This window comes from Umezawaea sp. (assembly GCF_036375055.1).
Lineage (GTDB): Bacteria > Actinomycetota > Actinomycetes > Mycobacteriales > Pseudonocardiaceae > Umezawaea.
In genome coordinates this window covers 1-19551 of sequence record NZ_DASUSQ010000145.1, presented here as the reverse complement: position 1 = coordinate 19551, position 19551 = coordinate 1, and the positions used below count along the sequence as shown (strand labels likewise).

18 protein-coding genes, 1 tRNA gene and 1 pseudogene are annotated in these 19551 nt (G+C 69.9%); 11 read left to right on the top strand and 9 right to left on the bottom strand.

Features of this window, described 5'->3' with window-relative positions:
- Window positions 1–11 precede the first annotated feature (11 nt).
- The gene (locus VFZ92_RS35390; RefSeq protein ID WP_414720101.1) at window positions 12–1019 is read left to right on the top strand and encodes a polyprenyl synthetase family protein; all 1008 of its coding nucleotides are present in this window, start codon (window positions 12–14) and stop codon (window positions 1017–1019) included.
- A 30-nt stretch (window positions 1020–1049) separates the two neighbouring features.
- On the opposite strand, the gene rarD is transcribed toward VFZ92_RS35390, so the two are convergent.
- Entirely contained in the window at window positions 1050–1964 is a 915-nt protein-coding gene (gene rarD, locus VFZ92_RS35385) for an EamA family transporter RarD (RefSeq protein ID WP_330881261.1), read from the bottom strand.
- A 244-nt stretch (window positions 1965–2208) separates the two neighbouring features.
- Between rarD and VFZ92_RS35380 the strand changes: the two genes are divergently transcribed.
- Complete coding sequence (locus VFZ92_RS35380) at window positions 2209–4470, top strand: hypothetical protein (protein ID WP_330881148.1); 2262 nt, start codon at window positions 2209–2211, stop codon at window positions 4468–4470.
- Window positions 4471–4528: 58 nt separating this feature from the next.
- On the opposite strand, the gene VFZ92_RS35375 is transcribed toward VFZ92_RS35380, so the two are convergent.
- From VFZ92_RS35375 to VFZ92_RS35360, 4 genes are all read right to left on the bottom strand, one after another.
- Window positions 4529–5599 (bottom strand): 2-oxoacid:ferredoxin oxidoreductase subunit beta, encoded by a 1071-nt coding sequence (locus VFZ92_RS35375; protein WP_330881146.1) that lies wholly within the window; start codon window positions 5597–5599, stop codon window positions 4529–4531.
- Window positions 5596–7485 (bottom strand): 2-oxoacid:acceptor oxidoreductase subunit alpha, encoded by a 1890-nt coding sequence (locus VFZ92_RS35370; RefSeq protein ID WP_330881144.1) that lies wholly within the window; start codon window positions 7483–7485, stop codon window positions 5596–5598. The genes VFZ92_RS35375 and VFZ92_RS35370 overlap by 4 nt, the downstream gene beginning before the upstream one ends.
- Before the next feature lie 262 nt (window positions 7486–7747).
- Complete coding sequence (locus tag VFZ92_RS35365) at window positions 7748–8500, bottom strand: enoyl-CoA hydratase (protein ID WP_330881141.1); 753 nt, start codon at window positions 8498–8500, stop codon at window positions 7748–7750.
- A gap of 27 nt (window positions 8501–8527) precedes the next feature.
- On the bottom strand, window positions 8528–8968 hold the full coding sequence (locus tag VFZ92_RS35360) for an Lrp/AsnC family transcriptional regulator (protein ID WP_330881139.1): 441 nt from the start codon (window positions 8966–8968) through the stop codon (window positions 8528–8530).
- 75 nt (window positions 8969–9043) lie between these two features.
- On the opposite strand from VFZ92_RS35360, the gene ddaH reads away from it, so the two are divergent.
- From ddaH to VFZ92_RS35340, 4 genes are all read left to right on the top strand, one after another.
- Window positions 9044–9934 carry a dimethylargininase gene (gene ddaH / locus VFZ92_RS35355; protein WP_333783780.1) on the top strand — a complete coding sequence of 297 codons (891 nt, stop codon included), beginning with the start codon at window positions 9044–9046 and terminating at the stop codon, window positions 9932–9934.
- A gap of 1405 nt (window positions 9935–11339) precedes the next feature.
- The gene (locus VFZ92_RS35350; RefSeq protein WP_330881137.1) at window positions 11340–12131 is read left to right on the top strand and encodes an alpha/beta hydrolase; all 792 of its coding nucleotides are present in this window, start codon (window positions 11340–11342) and stop codon (window positions 12129–12131) included.
- A 254-nt stretch (window positions 12132–12385) separates the two neighbouring features.
- Window positions 12386–13345, top strand: coding sequence for a hypothetical protein (locus tag VFZ92_RS35345; protein ID WP_330881135.1), 960 nt, complete (start codon window positions 12386–12388; stop codon window positions 13343–13345).
- A 232-nt stretch (window positions 13346–13577) separates the two neighbouring features.
- The gene (locus VFZ92_RS35340; protein ID WP_330881133.1) at window positions 13578–13727 is read left to right on the top strand and encodes a hypothetical protein; all 150 of its coding nucleotides are present in this window, start codon (window positions 13578–13580) and stop codon (window positions 13725–13727) included.
- Window positions 13728–13787: 60 nt separating this feature from the next.
- Here the strand turns inward: VFZ92_RS35340 and VFZ92_RS35335 are convergent, their stop codons facing one another.
- Window positions 13788–14822, bottom strand: coding sequence for a LysR family transcriptional regulator (locus VFZ92_RS35335; RefSeq protein ID WP_330881131.1), 1035 nt, complete (start codon window positions 14820–14822; stop codon window positions 13788–13790).
- A 254-nt stretch (window positions 14823–15076) separates the two neighbouring features.
- Here VFZ92_RS35335 and VFZ92_RS35330 point away from each other — a divergent pair, with 254 nt between their 5' ends.
- From VFZ92_RS35330 to htpX, 4 genes are read left to right on the top strand one after another with little or no spacing between them, the layout of a single operon-like run.
- Window positions 15077–15520: an NADH-quinone oxidoreductase subunit NuoB gene (locus tag VFZ92_RS35330; RefSeq protein ID WP_330881129.1), complete on the top strand. Its 444-nt coding sequence runs from the start codon at window positions 15077–15079 to the stop codon at window positions 15518–15520.
- Window positions 15517–16089: an NADH-quinone oxidoreductase subunit C gene (locus VFZ92_RS35325; protein WP_330881127.1), complete on the top strand. Its 573-nt coding sequence runs from the start codon at window positions 15517–15519 to the stop codon at window positions 16087–16089. Before VFZ92_RS35330 ends, VFZ92_RS35325 begins: the two co-directional genes overlap by 4 nt.
- On the top strand, window positions 16086–16565 hold the full coding sequence (locus VFZ92_RS35320; protein ID WP_330881125.1) for a 4Fe-4S binding protein: 480 nt from the start codon (window positions 16086–16088) through the stop codon (window positions 16563–16565). Before VFZ92_RS35325 ends, VFZ92_RS35320 begins: the two co-directional genes overlap by 4 nt.
- A gap of 18 nt (window positions 16566–16583) precedes the next feature.
- Window positions 16584–17444, top strand: a complete 861-nt coding sequence (htpX, locus tag VFZ92_RS35315; RefSeq protein WP_330881122.1) for a zinc metalloprotease HtpX — start codon at window positions 16584–16586, stop codon at window positions 17442–17444.
- Here the strand turns inward: htpX and rfbA are convergent, their stop codons facing one another.
- Window positions 17445–18326 (bottom strand): glucose-1-phosphate thymidylyltransferase RfbA, encoded by an 882-nt coding sequence (gene rfbA / locus VFZ92_RS35310; protein WP_330881120.1) that lies wholly within the window; start codon window positions 18324–18326, stop codon window positions 17445–17447.
- Between the two features lie 4 nt (window positions 18327–18330).
- Window positions 18331–18822, bottom strand: coding sequence for a YajQ family cyclic di-GMP-binding protein (locus tag VFZ92_RS35305; protein ID WP_259627862.1), 492 nt, complete (start codon window positions 18820–18822; stop codon window positions 18331–18333).
- Window positions 18823–18944: 122 nt separating this feature from the next.
- Here VFZ92_RS35305 and VFZ92_RS35300 point away from each other — a divergent pair.
- Window positions 18945–19027, top strand: a tRNA-Tyr gene (locus VFZ92_RS35300).
- Window positions 19028–19172: 145 nt separating this feature from the next.
- Here VFZ92_RS35300 and VFZ92_RS35295 read toward each other — a convergent pair.
- A pseudogene (locus VFZ92_RS35295) lies at window positions 19173–19551 on the bottom strand (integrase); the annotation flags it as partial.

Genomic DNA, 19551 nt, shown 5'->3' with positions numbered 1-19551 from the left:
AGGCTTCAAGGGTGACCAGTAGCGAGCAGGTGGGGACAGGGTTCCAGTTCGTCGACCCTGTGCTGGCGGAGGTGGTGCAGGACGGCCTCGCCGAGGTGGAAGAACTTCTGCGGAAAGTGGTGCAGAGCGACTTCCACCCGGTGATGGAGACGTCCCTGCACCTCGTGGACGCGGGCGGCAAGCGGATTCGCCCGCTGTTCACCCTGCTCGCCGCCCAGTTCACCGGAACGTGGGACCGGGAGAACGTCATCAAGGCGGCCGCGGTCGTCGAGCTGACGCACCTCGCGACGCTCTACCACGACGACGTGATGGACGAGGCGACCATGAGGCGGGGCGCGGTCAGCGCCAACGCCAAGTGGGACAACAGCATCGCCATCCTGACCGGCGACTACCTGTTCGCGCACGCGTCGGCCCTCACCGCCGACCTGGGCACGGCGGCGGCGCGGATCATCGCGGAGACGTTCTCCGAGCTGGTCACCGGTCAGATGCGCGAGACGATGGGGCCCCGCGAGGGCGAGGACCCCGTCGAGCACTACCTCAAGACCATCAAGGAGAAGACGGGGTCGTTGATCTCGACCGCGGCGCGCTTCGGCGCGATGTTCTCCGAGATGGCCGAGGAGCAGACCGACGCGCTGCGCGTGTACGGCGACGTCATCGGGGCGGCGTTCCAGATCTCCGACGACGTCATCGACATCGCGTCGCCGACGGAGGAGTCGGGCAAGACGCCCGGCACGGACCTCCGCGAGGGCGTGAAGACGCTCCCGATGCTGTACGCGCTGGCGGAGCCGGGTGCCGGGAGCACCAGGCTCGGCAGGCTTCTGGCGGGCCCCATCACCGACGACGCCGAGGTCGAGGAGGCTCTCGCCCTGCTGCGCGTGTCGTCCGGCCTGGCGAGGGCCCGCACGACGTTGGACGAGTACGCCGACGAGGCCCGCGCCGCGCTGGGCAAGCTCCCCGCCTGCCCGGCCCGCGACGCGCTGGAGTCGCTCAGCGAGTACGTCGTCGCCCGTTCGCACTGATCCCGTGACGGCCGCTGGGACCCCGGGGTCCTAGCGGCACTCGGGAGCGGGGTCGACCGCCGCGCGGCGCGCCCGGTGCCCCGCGCGGGCCGCGTCGAGCGTGAACACCAGCAGCGCGACCCAGACCAGGCCGAAGCCGAGCCAGCGGACCGGCGTCATGGCCTCGTGCATCACGAACACGCCCCAGCAGAACTGGAGCACCGGCGTCAGGTACTGGAGCATCCCCAGGGTGCTCAGCGGTACCTTGCGCGCCGCCGCGCCGAACAACATCAGCGGCACGGCCGTGACGACACCGGCCGAGGCCAGCAGCAGCGCGTGACCGATCCCGTGCGACGTGAACGTGCCCGCGCCGGTGACGCCCAGCCAGACCAGGTAGCCGATGGCGAGCGGGGCCAGCACGATGCTCTCGCCGGTCAGGCTCGTGGTGGAGTCCAGCGGGACGGTCTTCTTGATCAGCCCGTACACGCCGAACGAGCAGGCCAGCGTCAGCGAGAGCAGGGGCAGCGAGCCGTAGTCGACGGCCAGCACGACCACCGCCACCACGGCGATGCCCAGGGCGGCGACCTGCGGCAGCCGCAGCCGTTCACGCAGCACCAGCACGCCCAGCACGACGCTGACCAGCGGGTTGATGAAGTAGCCGAGCGAGGCCTCGACGACGTGGGAGCTGTTCACGGCGTAGATGTAGACGCCCCAGTTGATCGCGATCAGCACGGAGGCGACCGCGACCATCAGCCAGCCCTTGGCGGACAGGCGGCGGAGCGCGCCCCACTGGCCGAGCACCAGGGTGGTGCCGACCATCACGACGAGCGACCACGCGACCCGGTGGGCCAGCGTCTCGACCGAACCGGCGGGGAGCAGGAGGGGCCAGTACGCGGGGACGACACCCCAGAGTCCGTACGCGCCCACCCCGTAGGCAATACCCCGATCGGGGCGGTGAACTTCCACCGAAGTGGTGGCGGGGTTGGTCAAAGAAGGCACTCAGCGCACTCTACGCCGCGACGCGGATCGCTTTGACCTGGTCAGTTGCGTCGAGTGGCCTACTATCGTCCCATCCGTTCGCCAGGGGACGGCCGACCGCGACTGACCACGGCGTCAGGGTAGTTTGGCACCGCTTCCACTACCGGGTGAACAGCCTGGCGCGCGGAGCGCGTCGGGGCGTATTTGGACTTGCCAGTTGGAGGAACTTCCAGTGGTGTCGCTCTTCGGGCAGGTCTGGCTGTGGAGCCTGCTGTCCTTCGTGGCCGGTGTGCTGGTGACCTGGCTGGTGCAGGTCCGACCGGCCAGGCAGCGGCTGGCCGAGTTGGAGGCGAACAGGCTCGGCGCCTCCGCGGGACCCGCGAAACCGCAACCGCAGACCCCGCCCTCTCCGGTGTCCTCGCCGATGCGCGACGAGGAGTTCGACGACTGGCACGTGGGTGCCCGCGCGAACGCCGACCCGCTGCTCGCGGTGCCGCCGCCCGTGCCGGACCAGGTGTGGCCGCAGAGCCCCGCCCAGGAGCCGCAGCGGCCCTACGAGGCGCCCCAGGCCTACGAGCCGCCGCGCCCCGCGGAGCCGCCCCGTCCGCTGGAGCCGCAGCGCCTGGTCGAGCCGCCGCGCCAGCCCGAGCCCTCGTTCCACGCCCCCGAGCAGTCGAACAACGACGTGGCGGCGTTCGTCCCGGCGAGCGCGTTCGGCAAGCCGGTGGAGCCGGAACCCGAGCCGGAGCCGGACCACGGCTACGACGAGCTGCCCCCGGCGCTCACCCGCATCCCGGAGAACGCCGAGCCGACCCGCGTCGTCGAGCCCGTCGAGGTGCCCGAGGAGGAGAAGCCGCGCAGCCTGTTCCAGCGGCTCACCCCCGAGGACGAGGTCCAGGCCGAGCCCGTGCCGCTGAACCCGGCCGAGGAGCCCGCGGTCTTCCGCCGCGAGGACCTGGACGAGCAGCCCGAGGTGCCCGAGGTCCCGGCGGACCGCACCCGCTACCTGCCGCCCGCCGCCCCGGACATCGCGCCGCCGGTGGAGGAGCCGACCGCTCCGCCGGAGGTCGAGGAGTGGCACCCGCGCGAGGTGTGGCGCGACGAGGAGGAAGAGGAGCAGCCCGAGGCCGACCAGCCCGCCGAGTCCGAGCACGAGGACGAGCTGCTGGACGACCGCGAGGAGGACTTCGCCGCCGACGACGCCGTTCCCGCCGAGCGCACCGTGCCCGCCGAGACGGCCGCCGAGGAGACCTCGGTGATCCCCGCGGGCGAGGTCCAGCGGGCCATCGACGCCGCGGACGCCGAGCGGGAGGCCGAACGCCAGCCGTGGCCCGAGCACAGCCTCACCGGCCAGTTCCCGATCGTCTCGGACGACATCGCCTCCAGCAAGGGTCAGCTCGGCGTCGAGCCGGACGACCCCGACTACCGCCGGGACGACCCGGACGAGCTGACGGTCGCCGCCTCCGAGGCCCCCGCCGCCGCGCAGCGGAATCCCGAGACCGTCGCGGCGCAGCGGAGTTCCGAGGCCGCCGCCGCGCAGCGGGACGCCGAGGCGCGCGGGGCCGAGTTCCGCGCCGCCCAGGCCGGTGGCGCGGGCTCCGGTGCCGTCCCGACCCGCGACGCCGAACCCGAGGTCGTCGACACCACGGTCGTCGACACCGGGTCCCCTGCTGACCGTGCCCCGGTGTCCGAGCCCGAGCCCGCTGCGGCGGAGCCGGAGTCCCCGGCCTCGCCCGCACCCGCCGAGCCCGCCGCCGAGCCGCACCCGGCCGAGACGACCGAGTTCTTCCCGGCCAAGCTGCCCCCCGTCGAGCTGCCCGCCGTCGAGAAGCGCCCCGCGGCCGCGAACTTCTTCGCCCCCCAGCCGGTGGAGCCCGAGCCTGAGCCCAAGCCCGCGGCGAAGCCGTCGAAGTCGGCTCCGGCACAACCGGCCGCCGAACGCCCCAGGTCGCTGTTCGAGCCCATCGTGGACGAGTCGGACGACGACCCGGAGCCCGCCGAGACCGTCCGGCAGCTGCCGCCGACGGACGACCAGCCGTTCGTGCCGACCCTGGCACCGGAGCTGCTGGCTCGGGGCTCCAACGGCCTCCCGCAGCGTCCGCAGCGCCCGGCGGGCGGCCCGCCGCCCATGACGTCCCCGCCGCTGCTGGGCCCGCCCCAGCCGGTTTCCCCGCCACCGCCCCCGCCGAAGCCCCTGCGGCCCCGTCCGGTCGGTTTCAGCCCCTCCACGGGCGGTCGCAGCGAGAACCCGCCGCCCGCCGCGCCGAGGTACCAGCAGCCGGAGGGCTTCAACCCGCGCTCGCCGTTCGGGCCGGGGTCGGTGCTGCCCAAGTCGGACGGCCACGCGCCCGCCGCGGACTTCGAGGTGAAGGCGACCCTGAGCGGCCGCCGCTACTTCCGGCCCGGCACCACCAGCTTCAACGACACCAGGGCCGACGTGTGGTTCCGCACCGAGGCCGACGCGCAGAAGGCGGGCTTCCGCCCGGCGCAGTAGCCCGGACGCGCGAGGGCCCCTCCACCGCGGTGGAGGGGCCCTCGCGCGTCGTGCCGCCTCAGTCGCCCAGCACGGTCCAGGTGTCCTTGCCGCGCAGCAGCGCCGCCAGGTCCGCCTTCTTGGCCGACTTCGCCTGCTCGACCTGGTCGCGCGCGGCGTCGTCGTACGTGGTCCGCTTGACGTTGCGGAACACGCCCGTGACGGTGTGCGAGAGGTCCTGCGTCGACAGCCGGGACAGCGCGAACGCGTAGGACGGGTCGTCGAGCGTGGCGTCGTGCACGACCACGTTCTCCATCCCGACCTCGGAGACCTTCGCGACCTCCAGGCCCGCGAACCCGGACCGCACGACGCCGTACTCGGCCTCGAGGCCGAACGTGATCGGCTTGCCGTGCTCCAGGTTGATGATCCGCCGCTTGGCGTCGTCGGCGTCCTTGAGCACGTCGAACGCGCCGTCGTTGAAGATCGGGCAGTTCTGGTAGATCTCGACCAGGGCCGAACCGCGGTGCTCGGCGGCCTGCCGCAGCACCTCGGTGAGGCCCTTCTTGTCCGAGTCCAGCGCCCGGCCGACGAACGTGGCCTCCGCGCCCAGCGCCAGCGACACCGGGTTGAACGGGTTGTCCAGCGAACCCGCGGGCGTCGACTTGGTGATCTTGCCGGTCTCCGACGTGGGGGAGTACTGCCCCTTCGTCAGGCCGTAGATCCGGTTGTTGAACAGCAGGATCTTGAGGTTCACGTTGCGCCGCAGCGTGTGGATCAGGTGGTTGCCGCCGATGGACAGCGCGTCGCCGTCACCGGTCACGACCCACACCGAAAGGTCTGGTCGGGCGACGGCGAGACCCGTCGCGATGGCCGGGGCGCGGCCGTGGATCGAGTGCATCCCGTAGGTGTTCATGTAGTACGGGAACCGGCTGGAGCAGCCGATGCCGGACACGAACACGATGTTCTCGCGCTTGAGGCCGAGGGTCGGCAGGAACGACTGCACCGCGTTCAGCACGATGTAGTCGCCGCAGCCGGGACACCAGCGGACCTCCTGGTCCGACTTGTAGTCCTTGGCCTTCTGCGGTTCGTCGGTCGTGGGAACCCCGTCGAGGCCGCCCAGCGCGGGCAGGCCCAGGTCGATCGCTGTCACGCTCCAACCCCCTTGATCACGTCGGCGAGCACGTCCTGGAGTTCCTCGGCCTTGAACGGCAGGCCCTGCACCTTGGTGTAGCTCTGCACGTCCACGAGGTACTTCGCCCTCAGGAGCAACGCGAGCTGGCCGAGGTTCATTTCCGGCGCGATCACCTTGTCGTAGCGGGAGAGCACGTCACCCAGGTTCTTCGGGAACGGGTTGAGGTGCCTCAGGTGCACGTGCGCCACGGGCAGTCCGAGCTTGCGCACGCGGCGGGCCGCGGCGCCGATCGGGCCGTACGACGAACCCCAGCCGACCACGAGCACCTTGGCGTCGCCGGTCGGGTCGTCCACGACCGCGTCCGGCACCTCGATGCCGTCGACCTTCGCCTGGCGCAGCCGCACCATCCGGTCGTGGTTCTCCGGCTCGTAGGAGATGTTGCCGGTGTTCTCGGCCTTCTCCAGCCCGCCGATGCGGTGCTGGAGACCGGGGGTGCCGGGGATCGCCCACGGGCGGGCCAGCGTCTCGGGGTCGCGCACGTACGGCCAGAACTCGCCGGAGCCGTCGGTCGCGTTGGGCTCGGTCGCGAACTCGACCGACAGGTCGGGCAGCTCGTCGACGTCCGGGATCAGCCACGGCTCGGAGCCGTTCGCGATCGCGCCGTCGGACAGCAGCAGCACCGGCGTGCGGTAGGTGAGCGCGATCCGCACCGCGTCCATCGCGGCGTCGAAGCAGTCGGACGGCGACTGCGGCGCCACGATCGGCACCGGGGACTCGCCGTTGCGGCCGAACATGGCCTGGAGCAGGTCGGCCTGCTCGGTCTTGGTCGGCAGACCCGTCGACGGGCCGCCGCGCTGCACGTCGATGATCAGCAGCGGCAGTTCCGTCATCACCGCGAGGCCGATGGTCTCCGACTTCAGCGCCACACCGGGACCGGACGTCGACGTCACGCCGAGCGCGCCGCCGTAGGAGGCCCCGAGCGCCGCGCCGATGCCCGCGATCTCGTCCTCGGCCTGCAACGTCGTGATGCCGAAGTTCTTGTGCTTGCTCAGCTCGTGCAGGATGTCCGACGCGGGCGTGATCGGGTACGTGCCGAGCACGATCGGCAGCCTCGCCTGCTGCCCCGCCGCGACCAGGCCGTACGCCAGCGCCGTGTTGCCGGTGATCTGGCGGTAGGTGCCGGTGTTCAGCTTGGCGGGGGCGACCTCGTAGGTCACCGCGAACGACTCGGTCGTCTCGCCGTAGTAGTAGCCCGCGCGGAACGCCAGGACGTTGGCCTCGGCGATGTCCGGCTTCTTCGCGAACTTCTCGCGCAGGAACCGCTCCGTGCCCTCGGTCGGCCGGTGGTACATCCACGACAGCAGACCCAGCGCGAACATGTTCTTCGCGCGCTCGGCGTCCTTCTTGCCGAGCCCGGTCTCCTCCAGCGCGCCGATGGTGATGGTCGCCATCGCGACCTCGTGCACCTGGAAGTCCGCCAGCGAGTCGTCCTCCAGCGGGTTCGCGGCGTACCCGACCTTGGTCAGGTTGCGCTTGTTGAACTCGTCGGTGTTGACGATCAGGATCCCGCCCTTGGGCAGGTCCCTGATGTTCGCCTTGAGCGCCGCCGGGTTCATCGCCACGAGCACGTCGGGGCGGTCGCCGGGGGTGAGGATGTCGTAGTCCGCGAAGTGCAGCTGGAACGACGACACGCCGGGCAGGGTGCCTTGGGGTGCCCGGATCTCGGCGGGGAAGTTCGGCTGTGTCGCCAGGTCGTTGCCGAAGGCGGCGGCCTCGGAGGTGAAGCGGTCACCGGTGAGCTGCATGCCGTCACCGGAGTCCCCGGCGAACCGGATCACCACTCGATCCAGCTTGCGTGTTTCGGGGGCTCCAGGCGCAGCGCCGTTACCCAGGTCGGTAGTCATCTCCTACGCCGATCCCTCTCTTCGTGGACAGGCCGAACTGTTGTCCCGCATCACATGTGCAGTTGCGAGGGTAGTCGTTTGTGTTAAGGCAACGGTCGCCCGCGTACCACTGGGCGGGAACCCCTGACTCACCCGGTGGACCGCCGGTGCTTTCGACGGTAGGCACGGCGGCACCCGCCCGAGGTCAAAGGCGGTGCAGGTCACAGCAGGTACGCCCGATTGGCGTACCGCCGGTAACAGGTACTGGTGGTAACAGGCGAATTTAGGGGCGACCGCTGATCCTGCTCTTCAGCGCGGCCAGCCTCGCGGCGAACTCCGGTGACTCGATCGACACGACCTGGGGGCCGAGTTCGGTGGTCACGGCCTCGGCGTGGTCGTCGAGCACCGCCGTCGTCCGCATCGACGCCTTGATGGTCCGGACCAGCTCCCTGGGCCCGTCCGCGGCGGCTCTGGCCAGGTCGCGCGCGGCGGCGACCACGTCGCCGTCCGACCTCGAGTGGGCGAGCCCGGTCCGCACGGCCTCGTCTGCGTCCACGACCTGCCCGAACAGCGTCATCGCCGTGGCGGTCTGCGGCCCCACCAGGCGTTGCAGCATCCACGTCATCCCGCCACCGGGGTGGATGCCGAGTTGCAGGAACCGCGCGTCGAACCGCGCCTTCGGCCCGGCGATCCGGACGTCGCAGGCCAGGGCCAGGTTGAGACCCGCCCCGACCGCCGCGCCGTTGACGGCCGCGATCGTCGGCAGCGAGCAGCCCGCCATGGCCAGGAAGCCCGCGTAGATCCGCCGCAGCCCCTCCTCCTTGGCCTCGCCCAGCGCCGTCAGGTCCGCTCCCGCGCAGAACGCGGGATCGGCCCCCGTCACCACGACCGCGTGCACCTCGGGGTCCCGCTCGCACGTCGCGACGGCGTCGGCCAGCTGGTCGGACAGCTCCAGCGTCAGCGCGTTCCGCCGCTCGGGGTCCCGGACGGTGATCACCGCGACGCGGTCGGAGCGCTCCAGCGAAACCTCAGCCATGCCCCGACTCTACGGAGCGGGCCGCGCTCACGGGGCCGGTGGACGGTCGAGCAGCCGGGACAGCACCACCGTCGACACCGTCCGGTCGATGATCTCCACCGCCCGCAGCCGCTCCAGCGCCGACTCCAGGTGGTGGATGTTCGCCGCCCGCAGGTGCACGATCGCGTCGGCCGCGCCGGACACCGTGTAGGCCGCCATCACCTCCGCCATCGGTTCGAGGCGGTTCTGGATGTCGCTGGGCGACACGTTGCCCCGGCAGTGCACCTCCACGAACGCCTCGGTGCCCCACCCCAGCTGCTCCGGGTCCACCACCGCCGTGAAACCGCGCAGCACACCCGTGTCGAGCAGCTTGTCCACGCGCCGCTTCACCGCGGGCGCCGACAGGCCCACGACGTTCCCGATGTCCGCGTAACTCGATCGTGCGTTGGCCATGAGGCACGAAATGATTCGATGGTCGATGGTATCCACACGCAACATAGTGCCCTAAAAGACGCAATATTGTGGCGTTGATCGAGGGTCAGCCGGCCATCTACATTTCGATCCATGACCTCGGTATCCATTCTGGGCCCCGGCGACGAGCCGCTGGTACTGGACCTAGGCGCGCCCGCCGCGCCCCTGCGCGTACCGACCACCCGCAGGTACCTGATGTGCCCGCCCGAGTACTTCACGGTCGAGTACTCGATCAACCCGTGGATGGACCCGACCCAGCCGACCAGCACCGACCTCGCCATGGCCCAGTGGACCGCGTTGAAGGACGCCTACGAGGCCGCCGGGCACCGCGTCGAGGTCATCGAGCCCCGGGTCGGCCTGCCGGACATGGTCTTCGCCGCCAACTCCGGCACCGTCGTCGACGGCCGCGTGCTGGGCTCCAGGTTCCGCGCCGAGCAGCGCGCCGCCGAGGCCGACCACTTCCGCCGCTGGTTCCTCGACAACGGCTACCGCCACGTCGTCATGCCGGAGCGCACGAACGAGGCGGAGGGCGACTTCGCCTGGACCGGCACCCTCCTGCTCGCCGGAACCGGCTTCCGCACCGACCCGGCCGCCCACGCCGAGGCCCAGGAGGTCCTCGGCGTCCCGGTCGTCTCGTTGCAGCTCGTGGACCCCCGCTACTACCACCTCGACGTGGCCCTGGTCGTCCTGGACGACCAGTCCGCGACCCCGCTGGTCGCCTACTACCCCGACGCGTTCTCCGAGGGCTCTCAACGGGTCCTCCGCCGCCTGTTCCCCGACGCGATCATCGCGACGGCGGCGGACGCGGCCTGCCTGGGCATCAACGCGGTCTCGGACGGCCGCCACGTGTTCCTACCGGTCGAGGCGACGGACCTGGCGGAACAGGTGAGGTCGCGCGGCTTCGAGCCCGTGCTGGTCGACATCTCGGAGCTGAGGAAGTCCGGCGGCGGTCCGAAGTGCTGCACGATGGAACTCCGGGGCTGACTCGTCACTCTGAGTGGATGTTCTGAAGTGCTGGTGACGGGCCTGAAAGTGCCTGCTAGCAGCGAAGATCAGAGTTCGAATGTCACCAGGGGTCCGTCACTGTCCGGCAGCGAAGGGCAGTGATTGTCGGGCTCTGCGGGACAGGCGCGGGACAGAACAGGCCCCCGGCGAGTGATCACCGGGGGCCTGTTGACCTGCAAGGAAACTCTACCGTCTAGCCGTCCAAGGTCTCATCGATCTTGCTGTTCGAGGCCCCGCGCTGGCCGTCGAGGCATCGGGCGTAGACCTTGACCGTGTGGCCCGCGCGTTCGGCGACCTCAGCCGCGGGGACACCGGCGGTGAGTCACGTCGACACGGCGGCGTGCCGGAGGTCGTAGGGGTCGGCACCCAAGGGGGAGTCGTACTGCGCCGGGCTCAGGCCGATCTTCCGAGCCCTGTCCCACGCGTCGGTGACGGAACTGCGCTGCTCAGGCGTACGCGGTGAGGACTTTTCTCTACTTGGTCAAGACGGCCCCTGCGGGGCCGCTCGGCCGCACCCTGCTGATCCCGTCCAGCAGGGTCTAACCCGGCCGGACGGGGCAGCGGCCGACCGACCCCACAGGGTCCGCAAACGAAGAAGGACATGTCCTCGCCGGACGGCAGGTCTCCGAGATGGTCGAAGCCGTCGACAGCTCGCGTTCGGCGGTGGGACCGGGATCGCGCCATCCCGTCGACCTCCACGAGGGCAACCACACGCGTCAAGGGGGCAGACCCAGCGCACGTGTCCGGCATGGAGGGATGAGCCCCCTTGACCCGCGCGGTTGGGGCGGGGCCAGGTCGACGAGATGGCGCGACGCCCCTCTGTTGATAGGGGCGCGATGCGTGCAGACTTAATGGCATGGCGATGCGCCTGCGACCAATCGGTGCGGGGATCCTCCTCGCAGGGTCTGGCATGTCTCAGGTAGCCGCTGGTCTAGCTGGGACCGTGACGATTTGGCAGGCAGCTTTCATGGCAGCCACGGGGTTGACGGCGCTGGCTGCTGGCGTCCTTAGTGCTACCCCTTCGGATCCGTCATCCGATCGTGACTCTTCTTTTAAAAAAGAGCACCCCCGGTATGCAACAATCCCCGGCTCCTTCTTGCGGTCTCGTCAGCTCGGACTGGTGACGGGACAAGATGTGGTCCAACCCTGGATAGAGGGTTGTTGTCGCAGGTAGGCCGCGTGGAGGTCAATCACCAAACTCCGCACGACGGAACGCCGGGGCTGATCCGTCGATCGAGCTTGCGCGGGCAGGCCCTCTGATGAGTGATCATCGGAGGGCCTGTACTCCGTGGGAATTGGCGTGCCCGAATGTTGACGGGCTATGGCTGGCGTGCCTCGATCAATGTGATCCGAACGTTGTGGGTGCTTCCTATAGTCTCGAACCGTGTTTGCGCATGAGGCGGGTTCCGGGACCCCGGTGGTGCTTCTCCACGGATTCGGTTTGGACCACCGGAGTCTGCTTCCGCTGGAGTCGGCGTTCGAGCGCTCCGGGCGGTGGCGGCGAATCTACCTCGATCTTCCCGGCGCGACCGGGACGCCGGTGGGGGCGGTGAGCAGTTCGCAGGAGGTCGCGGACGCGGTGGTCGAGGAGGTTCGGGCGCGTGTCGGTGAGCAGCCGTTCGCCGTTCTGGGGAATTCGTTCGGCGGGATGATCGCTCGTTATGTCGCGCACGAGCTTCGTCCGCAGGTCCTCGGACTCGCCACCGTGGCCGGGGTCTTCGTCGCCGCGCACGGTGGGCGAACCGTGCCGCCCCGGACGGTGTTGAGGCGGGAACCCCAGGTCGTGCCGGTCCTCGGGGCTGCGCTTGAGCAGTACCGGGAGGATGCCGTGGTGGAATCGGTGGAGAGTGCGCGAGCGTTCCTCCAGTACGTCCTGCCCGGTCTTGAGGGTGCGGATCAACGCGCCCTGGATCGCATCTCGGAGAGCTACTCGCTCGATCGCGAACCCGAAGACGCGCATCCCGAGCCCTTCTCGCAGCCGACCCTGCACATAACGGGTCGGCAGGACGACGTTGTGGGTTTTTCCGATTCCTGGAGTCGGATCGGGCACTACCCGCGGGCGTCGTTCATATCGCTCGATGGAGCTGGCCACAGCGTTCTTCTTGAGCAGTCGGAACTGTGTTCGGTCCTGGTTTTCGACTGGTTGGGGAGAATTCGGCAGGAGTTTGCTGGGTGAGGTCGTGAAGGGGCGAAGGATGCGCCCGCCGCGCGGCAGGCCTCCGAGGTGGTCGGGCGTCGTCGGCAGTTCGCGTTCGGTGGTCGGTCGGGGCTCGCGCCATCTCGTCGACCTCCGCTAGGGCAACCACGCGGGTCAAGGGGCCGTCCCAGCGCGGGGTTCCGGTGTGGGGTCCGAACCCCCTTGACGGCAAAATGGATAGTGCTACATTCCATTATGGCTAGTGTAGCTATCCATCTTGAGGGGGAACGGTCATGAGAGCTCTGTCAGCGGTAGCCGCCAGAACCGCGGGGTGGAACCGGCCGATGCTGGTCGCCGCCTGGGCGATGGTGCCGGTAGTGCTGGTCAGCCTGGTTGGGCTCGTCGTTGACGACCGCGTCCTCACGGGGGCGCCCATCTGGTTGAAGCCGCTCAAGTTCTCGATCTCGATCGCGGTCTACGGGATCACCTGGGCCTGGCTCATCTCGTTGCTCGGCGTGGGTGCGCGGCTCGCGCGGCGGGTGTCGCTGGTGCTGGCCGCGGTGCTGTTCGTGGAGCAGGCGTTGATCGTCATGCAGGTGGTGCGCGGGCGGGGCAGCCACTTCAACGTGATGACGCCGTTCGACTCCACCGTGTTCGTCGTCATGGGGATGTCGATCGCGGTCCTGTGGACGGGCACGTTGGTGCTCACGGTGCTGGTGCTGCGGACGGCGTTCGCGGACCGGGCCACGCGGTGGGCGTTGCGGATCGGCGCGGTGGTCTCGCTGGCCGGCATCGCCACGGGGGCGTTGATGACCTCGCCGACCTCGGCGCAGCTCGACTCGATGCGGGACGGCACGTTCAAGGGGGTCGTCGGGGCGCACACGGTCGGGATGGAGGACGGCGGTCCGGTCATGCCGGTCACGGGCTGGAGCACGACCGGTGGTGACCTGCGCGTCCCGCACTTCGTCGGGATGCACGCCCTCCAGGTGCTGCCGCTGCTCGTCCTGCTGATGGCGGTGCTGGCCGCGCGCGTGCCGGTGCTGGCCCACGAGACCGTGCGCACCCGCCTGGTGGTCGTGGCGGGGGTGGGCTACGGGGCGCTGTTCGGGCTCGTGCTGTGGCAGGCGGAGCGGGGGCAGCCGCTGCTGGAGCCGGACGCCCTCACGCTCACCGCGGCGGCGGTGATCGTGGTCGCCGTGGTGGTCGGTGCCGTCGTGGCCGTCACGGCCGAGGAGCGGGTGGCGGCTCGCTGACCGTCGCGCGTCCCTGCCAGCCCTGCCGCGCCGCGGTCGGTCCTGGCGGGGCGGAGGCTGGACGCCGTGGACCCGGCACCAGCGGCGGCGTGGAAACCTACGCCGATCCGACACCCGATCTGCTCTGGTCATCTGTCTGGGTTCACCCAGAGGGCTGATCGGTCTAGCGTCGAGCACCCCCTCGATGCTCCGATCGACGGCACCTGTTGTCGACCAGGTAGGGAGCGTGCCCGTGAACGACCTCGACGCCCAAGGTCCGTCGCCAGTGCAGGAACCCGCCGAGGAGCAGGTGAAGCCCCAGGCGCAGCGGCCGAAGAACGGCCTGGAGTGGTTGGTCAAGCAAGCTGAGCGCAAGCGCCCCAACCCGGCTCAGCCCGAGTAGTTCAGCACCGCGCGAGGGCCGCTCGTCATCGGCGAGCGGCCCTCGCGGCGTTCCGGGGGCTCAGCCCGCTTCGGCCTGGAAGGCCGCCCAGAGCAGGTTCAACGGGTGGTCCTCGGGGAACTTGGCCCGCTCCTCCCGGCGCGCGAACACGCCCACCAGCCGCTCCAGCACGGGCTCCCGGTCGTTCTTCAGCTCCACGACCCGCAGCCCGGTGCCCTCGCGCAGCTCCTGGTTCGCCGCGACGACGCCCAACCCGGACGTGACGATCATGCAGCCCTGCACGAGCCCGGACCGCAGCAGCGACATGCCGTACTGGATCTCGTCGATCTCCGCCGCGATGTCCAGCTCGTTGCGGTAGTCCGGCCCGAACCAGCCGCGCAGGAACTCGGCGATCAGCCCGTCGCCCGGCACCACGAGCGGCAGCCGCGGCAGTTCGCCGACGCCCGCGCTGCCGCCGAGGCGCTTCTCCGGCAGGTTCGTCAGCAGCGCCAGCCCGCCGCGCCGCCACTCGATGACGTCGAACTCGTCGAGGTGCCCGGTGTGGCCCGCGTGCGTCACGACGCTGCCGCACACCACGTCCACCTGCTTGCTCTCCAGCTTGGACCAGATGTCCCGCGTGCGGATGTGCACGACCTTCAGCTCGACGTCGCGCTCCTTGAACTCGTCCGCCACGTGGTGCCACGCCTTGGCCAGCGAGTCGAGCATGAACCGGGTCGTGCCGACGGTGAGGGTGGTGCCGAGCTTTCGGCGGCACTCGTGAATAGAGTCGAGCCAATCGCCCAGCGTGGTGCGCGCCAATTCCACCAACGCCTCACCGGTTTGCGTGATCAGCACATCTTTTCCGCGACCCTGCTTGACGACGAGAGGTTCGCCGCACAGCGATCGGAAGTTCCGGTTCAGCGTGTCGATCTGCTTCTGCACGCTCGACTGCTCACGGCCGAGCACCCGCGCGGCCCGGAGCGCGGAACGGGTCTCGTGAACGGCCAGCAACGTCCTGAGCTGGTCCAACGTCGTGTCCAACAGCGCGTTCGGGGAGTGCAGGAGTCTGCTGAGCTGGTTTCCGGCCGGAAGCAGGAGCTGAGCCGAGCTGGACATGGAGGCCTCTCAGGTCGTCGCGTCGGGGCCGCGAGATGTTCTACCGATCAGTTGTACTGAACCTGACCACAGTTCGGCTACAAATAATCCTTAGATTCTGTCCCATTTCTCTGGACACGTATAGACGTTCCGTAAGAGACTTGCCAACGCGACCGGCGCTTGTTCGCGGGTCGCAATCCTGTGGGGGGATTAGGGGGGTTGGGGGCTCGCCGGGCGCAAGCTTGGCGGGCCCCCACGTATTAGCCTTCCGGACCGTGACCGTTTCCATGTTCGCCGAGCGCGGGCTGCGCCTCGACTGGGGTATCACCTTCCGGATCACCGTGCTGGACCTCGGGCTCGCGTGCTGCGGCGTCGAGGTCATGGCCGCCTTCGACGGCCGCGGTGTCGACGATCTCACGGCGCTCGGGGTCGACCCCGTCCGCGACGGGGGAGAGGCGCACGTGCTGGTCGTGTCCGGCACGGTCACCGACGTGATGCTGCCCGCGGTGATCGCCACCTACGAGGAGATGCCGGAGCCGCGGTACGTGCTGTCCGTCGGGGCGTGCAGCAACACCGGCGGCCCGTACTGGGACTCCTACAGCGTCACGAAGGGCATCGACCAGGTGCTGCCCGTCCACGTCGCCGTGCCCGGCTGCCCGCCGCGGCCCGAGGCGCTGCTGGAGGGCCTCGTCGCGCTGCACCGGCTGGTCGCCTCGTGAGCGCCGCCTCCGCCGAGCTGGCCGCCCAGGTCCCCGGAGCCGTGGTGAAGGCGGCGTTCGGCCAGAGCACCGCGCACGTGCCGCTGGACCAGTGGTCCACGGCGGCGCGCTTCGCCCGCGACGACCTCGGCTGCCTCGCCTTCGACTGGCTCGGCGTCGAGGACGCGGGCCGCCCCGGCGCCAGCGGGGTGCGGCACGCCGTCCTGCTGCACGTCCTGCACCCGGACACCAGGTCCGGGTTGCTGCTGCGCACCGAACTCGGCGCGGGCGAGGTGCTGCCGAGCGTGGCGGGCCTGTGGGCGGGTGCCGCGTGGCACGAGCGCGAGGCCGCCGAGATGTTCGGGATCGACCTGGCCGGACCCACCCCGCGCCTCCTGCTGCCGGACGCGTTCGCCGGCCACCCGCTGCGCAAGGACTTCGTGCTGGCGGCCCGCGTCGTGCGACCGTGGCCGGGCAGCCTGGAACCGGGGGAGGACTCCACGTCCTCGCCCAGCCGTCGCCGCACGTTGCCGCCCGGCGTCCCCGATCCGTTGACCTGGGGTCCACGACACGAGGAGAACCAGCAGTGACCGCCGAACTCCCGCCCCGGACCCGAGGCGTGATCGCGCTGCTGGAGTCCAACTGCACGGTCTGCATGATCTGCGCCCGCGAGTGCCCCGACTGGTGCATCCACATCGAGTCGCACACCGAGACCGTGGAAACCCCCGGCCACGCCCGCCCCCGCGCGCACAACGTGCTCGACCGCTTCGCCATCGACTACGGCCAGTGCCTCTACTGCGGGATCTGCGTCGAGGTCTGCCCGTTCGACGCCCTGCACTGGGCGCCCGAGTTCGGCTACCCCGGCACGGGCAGCGCCGACGGCGAGGGCGCGGTCGCCGAACTCGTCCACGAGCGCGACGTGCTGGGCACGTGGGCCGCCGAGGTCCCGCCGCCACCGCCGCTCGACCAGGCCGCCGAGCCGGCCCCGGAGACGACCGCCACACGTCCGGTACGGGGCGGTTCAGGAACCGCGCGCAGGCCGGGAACGTTGAGGGGGAGGACGTGAACCCGGAGGCGAACCAGCGTGCACAAGCACTACAACGGGTTGAAGACCGCGCTGCTGCTCGGCGCGATGAGCGGACTGATCCTCGTGATCAGCTCGTTCTTCGGTCGCACGGCGCTCTACTTCGGCCTGCTGCTGGCGCTGGGCGTCAACGCGTACGCGTACTTCAACTCCGACAGGCTCGCGCTGCGGGCCATGCGCGCCCGGCCGGTGTCGGAGGTCGAGCAGCCCGCGCTGTACCGGATCGTCCGCGAGCTGTCGATGGCCGCGCGGCAGCCCATGCCGAGGCTCTACCTCAGCCCCACGCAGGCGCCCAACGCGTTCGCCACCGGCCGCAACCCGCGCACCGCCGCCGTCTGCTGCACCACGGGCATCCTCGACCTGCTGGACGAGCGTGAGCTGCGCGCCGTCCTCGGCCACGAGCTGTCGCACGTCCACAACCGCGACATCCTGATCTCGTGCGTCGCTGGCGCCCTCGCGTCCGTGGTCAGCACGGTCGCCAACATCGCCCTGTTCGCGGGCATCTTCGGCGGTGGCGACGACGACCGCCCGAACCCGTTCGCGCTGCTGCTGATCGCCGTGCTCGGGCCGGTCGCCGCGGGCATCGTGCAGATGGCCGTCAGCCGGTCCCGCGAGTTCCAGGCGGACGCCTCCGGTGCCGAGCTGACCGGCGACCCGCTGGCGCTCGCGTCAGCCCTGCGGAAGCTCGACGTCGGCACCAGGGCGGCACCCCTGGCGCCGGAACCGGCCGTCGTGGCGCAGTCGCACCTCATGATCGCCAGCCCGTTCCTGCCGGGCGAGTCGCTCAGCAGGCTGTTCTCCACGCACCCCCCGATGGTGGAGCGCATCCGGCGCCTGGAGGAGATGGCAGACCGCCGCTAGCTAGACGGTCGCGCCCGCCTCGCGTGCGACGTTCATCACGTACTGGCCGTAGCCCGACTTCGCGAGCGCGGACCCGAGCCGGTAGCAGGCGTCCGGCGTGATGAACCCCATCCGCAGCGCGATCTCCTCGAGGCACGCGATCCGCACGCCCTGCCGGTGCTCCAGCACCTGCACGAACTGGCCCGCCTCCAGCAGCGAGTCGTGCGTCCCGGTGTCCAGCCACGCGAAGCCGCGGCCCAGGTCCACCAGGTTCGCCCGACCCTCGGCCAGGTAGGCGAGGTTCACGTCGGTGATCTCCAGCTCGCCGCGCGGCGACGGCTCCAGCGCGCTCGCGATCGACACGACCCGGTTGTCGTAGAAGTACAGGCCGGTGATCGCCTTGTTCGACCTGGGCTTCGCGGGCTTCTCCTCGATGGAGACGAGCGTCCCGCCAGCGTCGACCTCGCCGACGCCGTACCGCTCCGCGTCCTTCACCGGGTAGCCGAACAGCACGCACCCGTCGAGCTTCGCGACCTGCTCCTGGAGCATCCGCGAGAAGCCCTGGCCGTAGAAGATGTTGTCGCCCAGGACCAGCGCCACCGTGTCGCCGCCGATGAAGTCGGCGCCGATCACGAACGCCTCGGCCAGCCCGTTCGGCTCGGCCTGCTCGGCGTACTCGATGCGCAGGCCGAACTGCGACCCGTCACCCAGCAGCCGCTGGAACTGCGGCAGGTCGTTGGGCGTGGAGATCAGCAGGATCTCGCGGATCCCGGCGAGCATCAGCACCGAGATCGGGTAGTAGACCATCGGCTTGTCGTAGACGGGCAGCAGCTGCTTCGAGACCGCTTGCGTGATCGGGTGCAGCCGCGTGCCGCTGCCACCCGCCAGGACGATGCCCTTCACGGCGCTACCGGTAGTTCGTGAACTGGAGGGCGATCCCGAAGTCCGACCCCTTGAGCAGCGAGATGATCTCCTGGAGGTGGTCCTTCTTCTTGCCGGAGATCCGCAGCTGGTCGCCCTGGATCTGCGCCTGCACGCCCTTCGGGCCCTCGTCGCGTACCTTCTTCGCGATCTCCTTGGCCTTCTCGGACGTGATGCCCTGCACCAGCGTGCCGGTCACCTTGTAGACCTTGCCCGAGATCGACGGGTCGCCGATCTCGAACGCCTTCATCGAGATGCCGCGCTTCACCAGCTTCTCCTGGAAGACGTCGATCGCCGCCCGGCACCGCTCCTCGGTCTCCGACTGGAACGCGATGGCCTCCTCCCCGGACCACGACACCTCGGTACCGGTCCCCCGGAAGTCGAACCGCGTACCCAGCTCCTTGGCCGCCTGGTTGAGCGCGTTGTCGACCTCCTGCCGATCGACCTTGCTCACCACGTCGAATGACGGATCTGCCACGTGCTCGGTACCTCCGCGTAGATGGGCTTTTGACGAGCCACGATGTTACCGGGGTATCCCGGTTGCGAACCCCTCCACGGGGTTATGTAGTCTCTTGTTCGCACCCGGCACACCGGGCGCGAGGCGGGTTGCCCGAGCGGCCAATGGGAGCGGACTGTAAATCCGTCGGCTTACGCCTACGTAGGTTCGAATCCTACACCCGCCACACCTGGGAAAACGCCCCCGTGACCTGCGCAAACAGGCCACGGGGGCGTTCTTGTTTGTGTCCGGCTATGTCCGGCTGAAACCGGCGTTATCCGACCCTCTGTACCGAGGACGTACCGAAGTTATGGGCAGCGTGTTGCCAGCCCCTAGCGGCCTCCTAGAGCCTCTTGGACGCGTTGCATGGCTGTCTGCTCCCCGCCGTCGATGCACTTCGCGTAGACCCGCATGAGGACCGTCAGGCTGTTCCCCGCCCATTCGGCCACCCGCGTTGCCTCCACACCCGCGTTGAGCCACATGGATAGGCAGGCATGACGCAGGTCATAGGGACGTCGAGCGAGCGGTGAGGCGACTACCTCGGCAGTGAACACGGCTTCCCGCGCCTGCGCCCACACGCGACCGTAGGTAGAGCTGCCGATCCGACCTCCGCGCTCAGCCACGAACAGGCGCCCATCCGACCCGGTGCCGAACGCGTCCAGGTGCTCGTACAGGATCACGGCCAGTTCAGGACAGCAGGGGACAAGGCGT

Coding starts and splice junctions, on each gene's coding strand:
- VFZ92_RS35370 (WP_330881144.1), bottom strand. CDS start 7,485: ATGACTACCGACCTGGGTAACGGCGCTGCGCCTGGAGCCCCCGAAACA.
- VFZ92_RS35365 (WP_330881141.1), bottom strand. CDS start 8,500: ATGGCTGAGGTTTCGCTGGAGCGCTCCGACCGCGTCGCGGTGATCACC.
- ddaH (WP_333783780.1), top strand. CDS start 9,044: ATGACCTCGGTATCCATTCTGGGCCCCGGCGACGAGCCGCTGGTACTG.
- VFZ92_RS35345 (WP_330881135.1), top strand. CDS start 12,386: ATGAGAGCTCTGTCAGCGGTAGCCGCCAGAACCGCGGGGTGGAACCGG.
- VFZ92_RS35335 (WP_330881131.1), bottom strand. CDS start 14,822: ATGTCCAGCTCGGCTCAGCTCCTGCTTCCGGCCGGAAACCAGCTCAGC.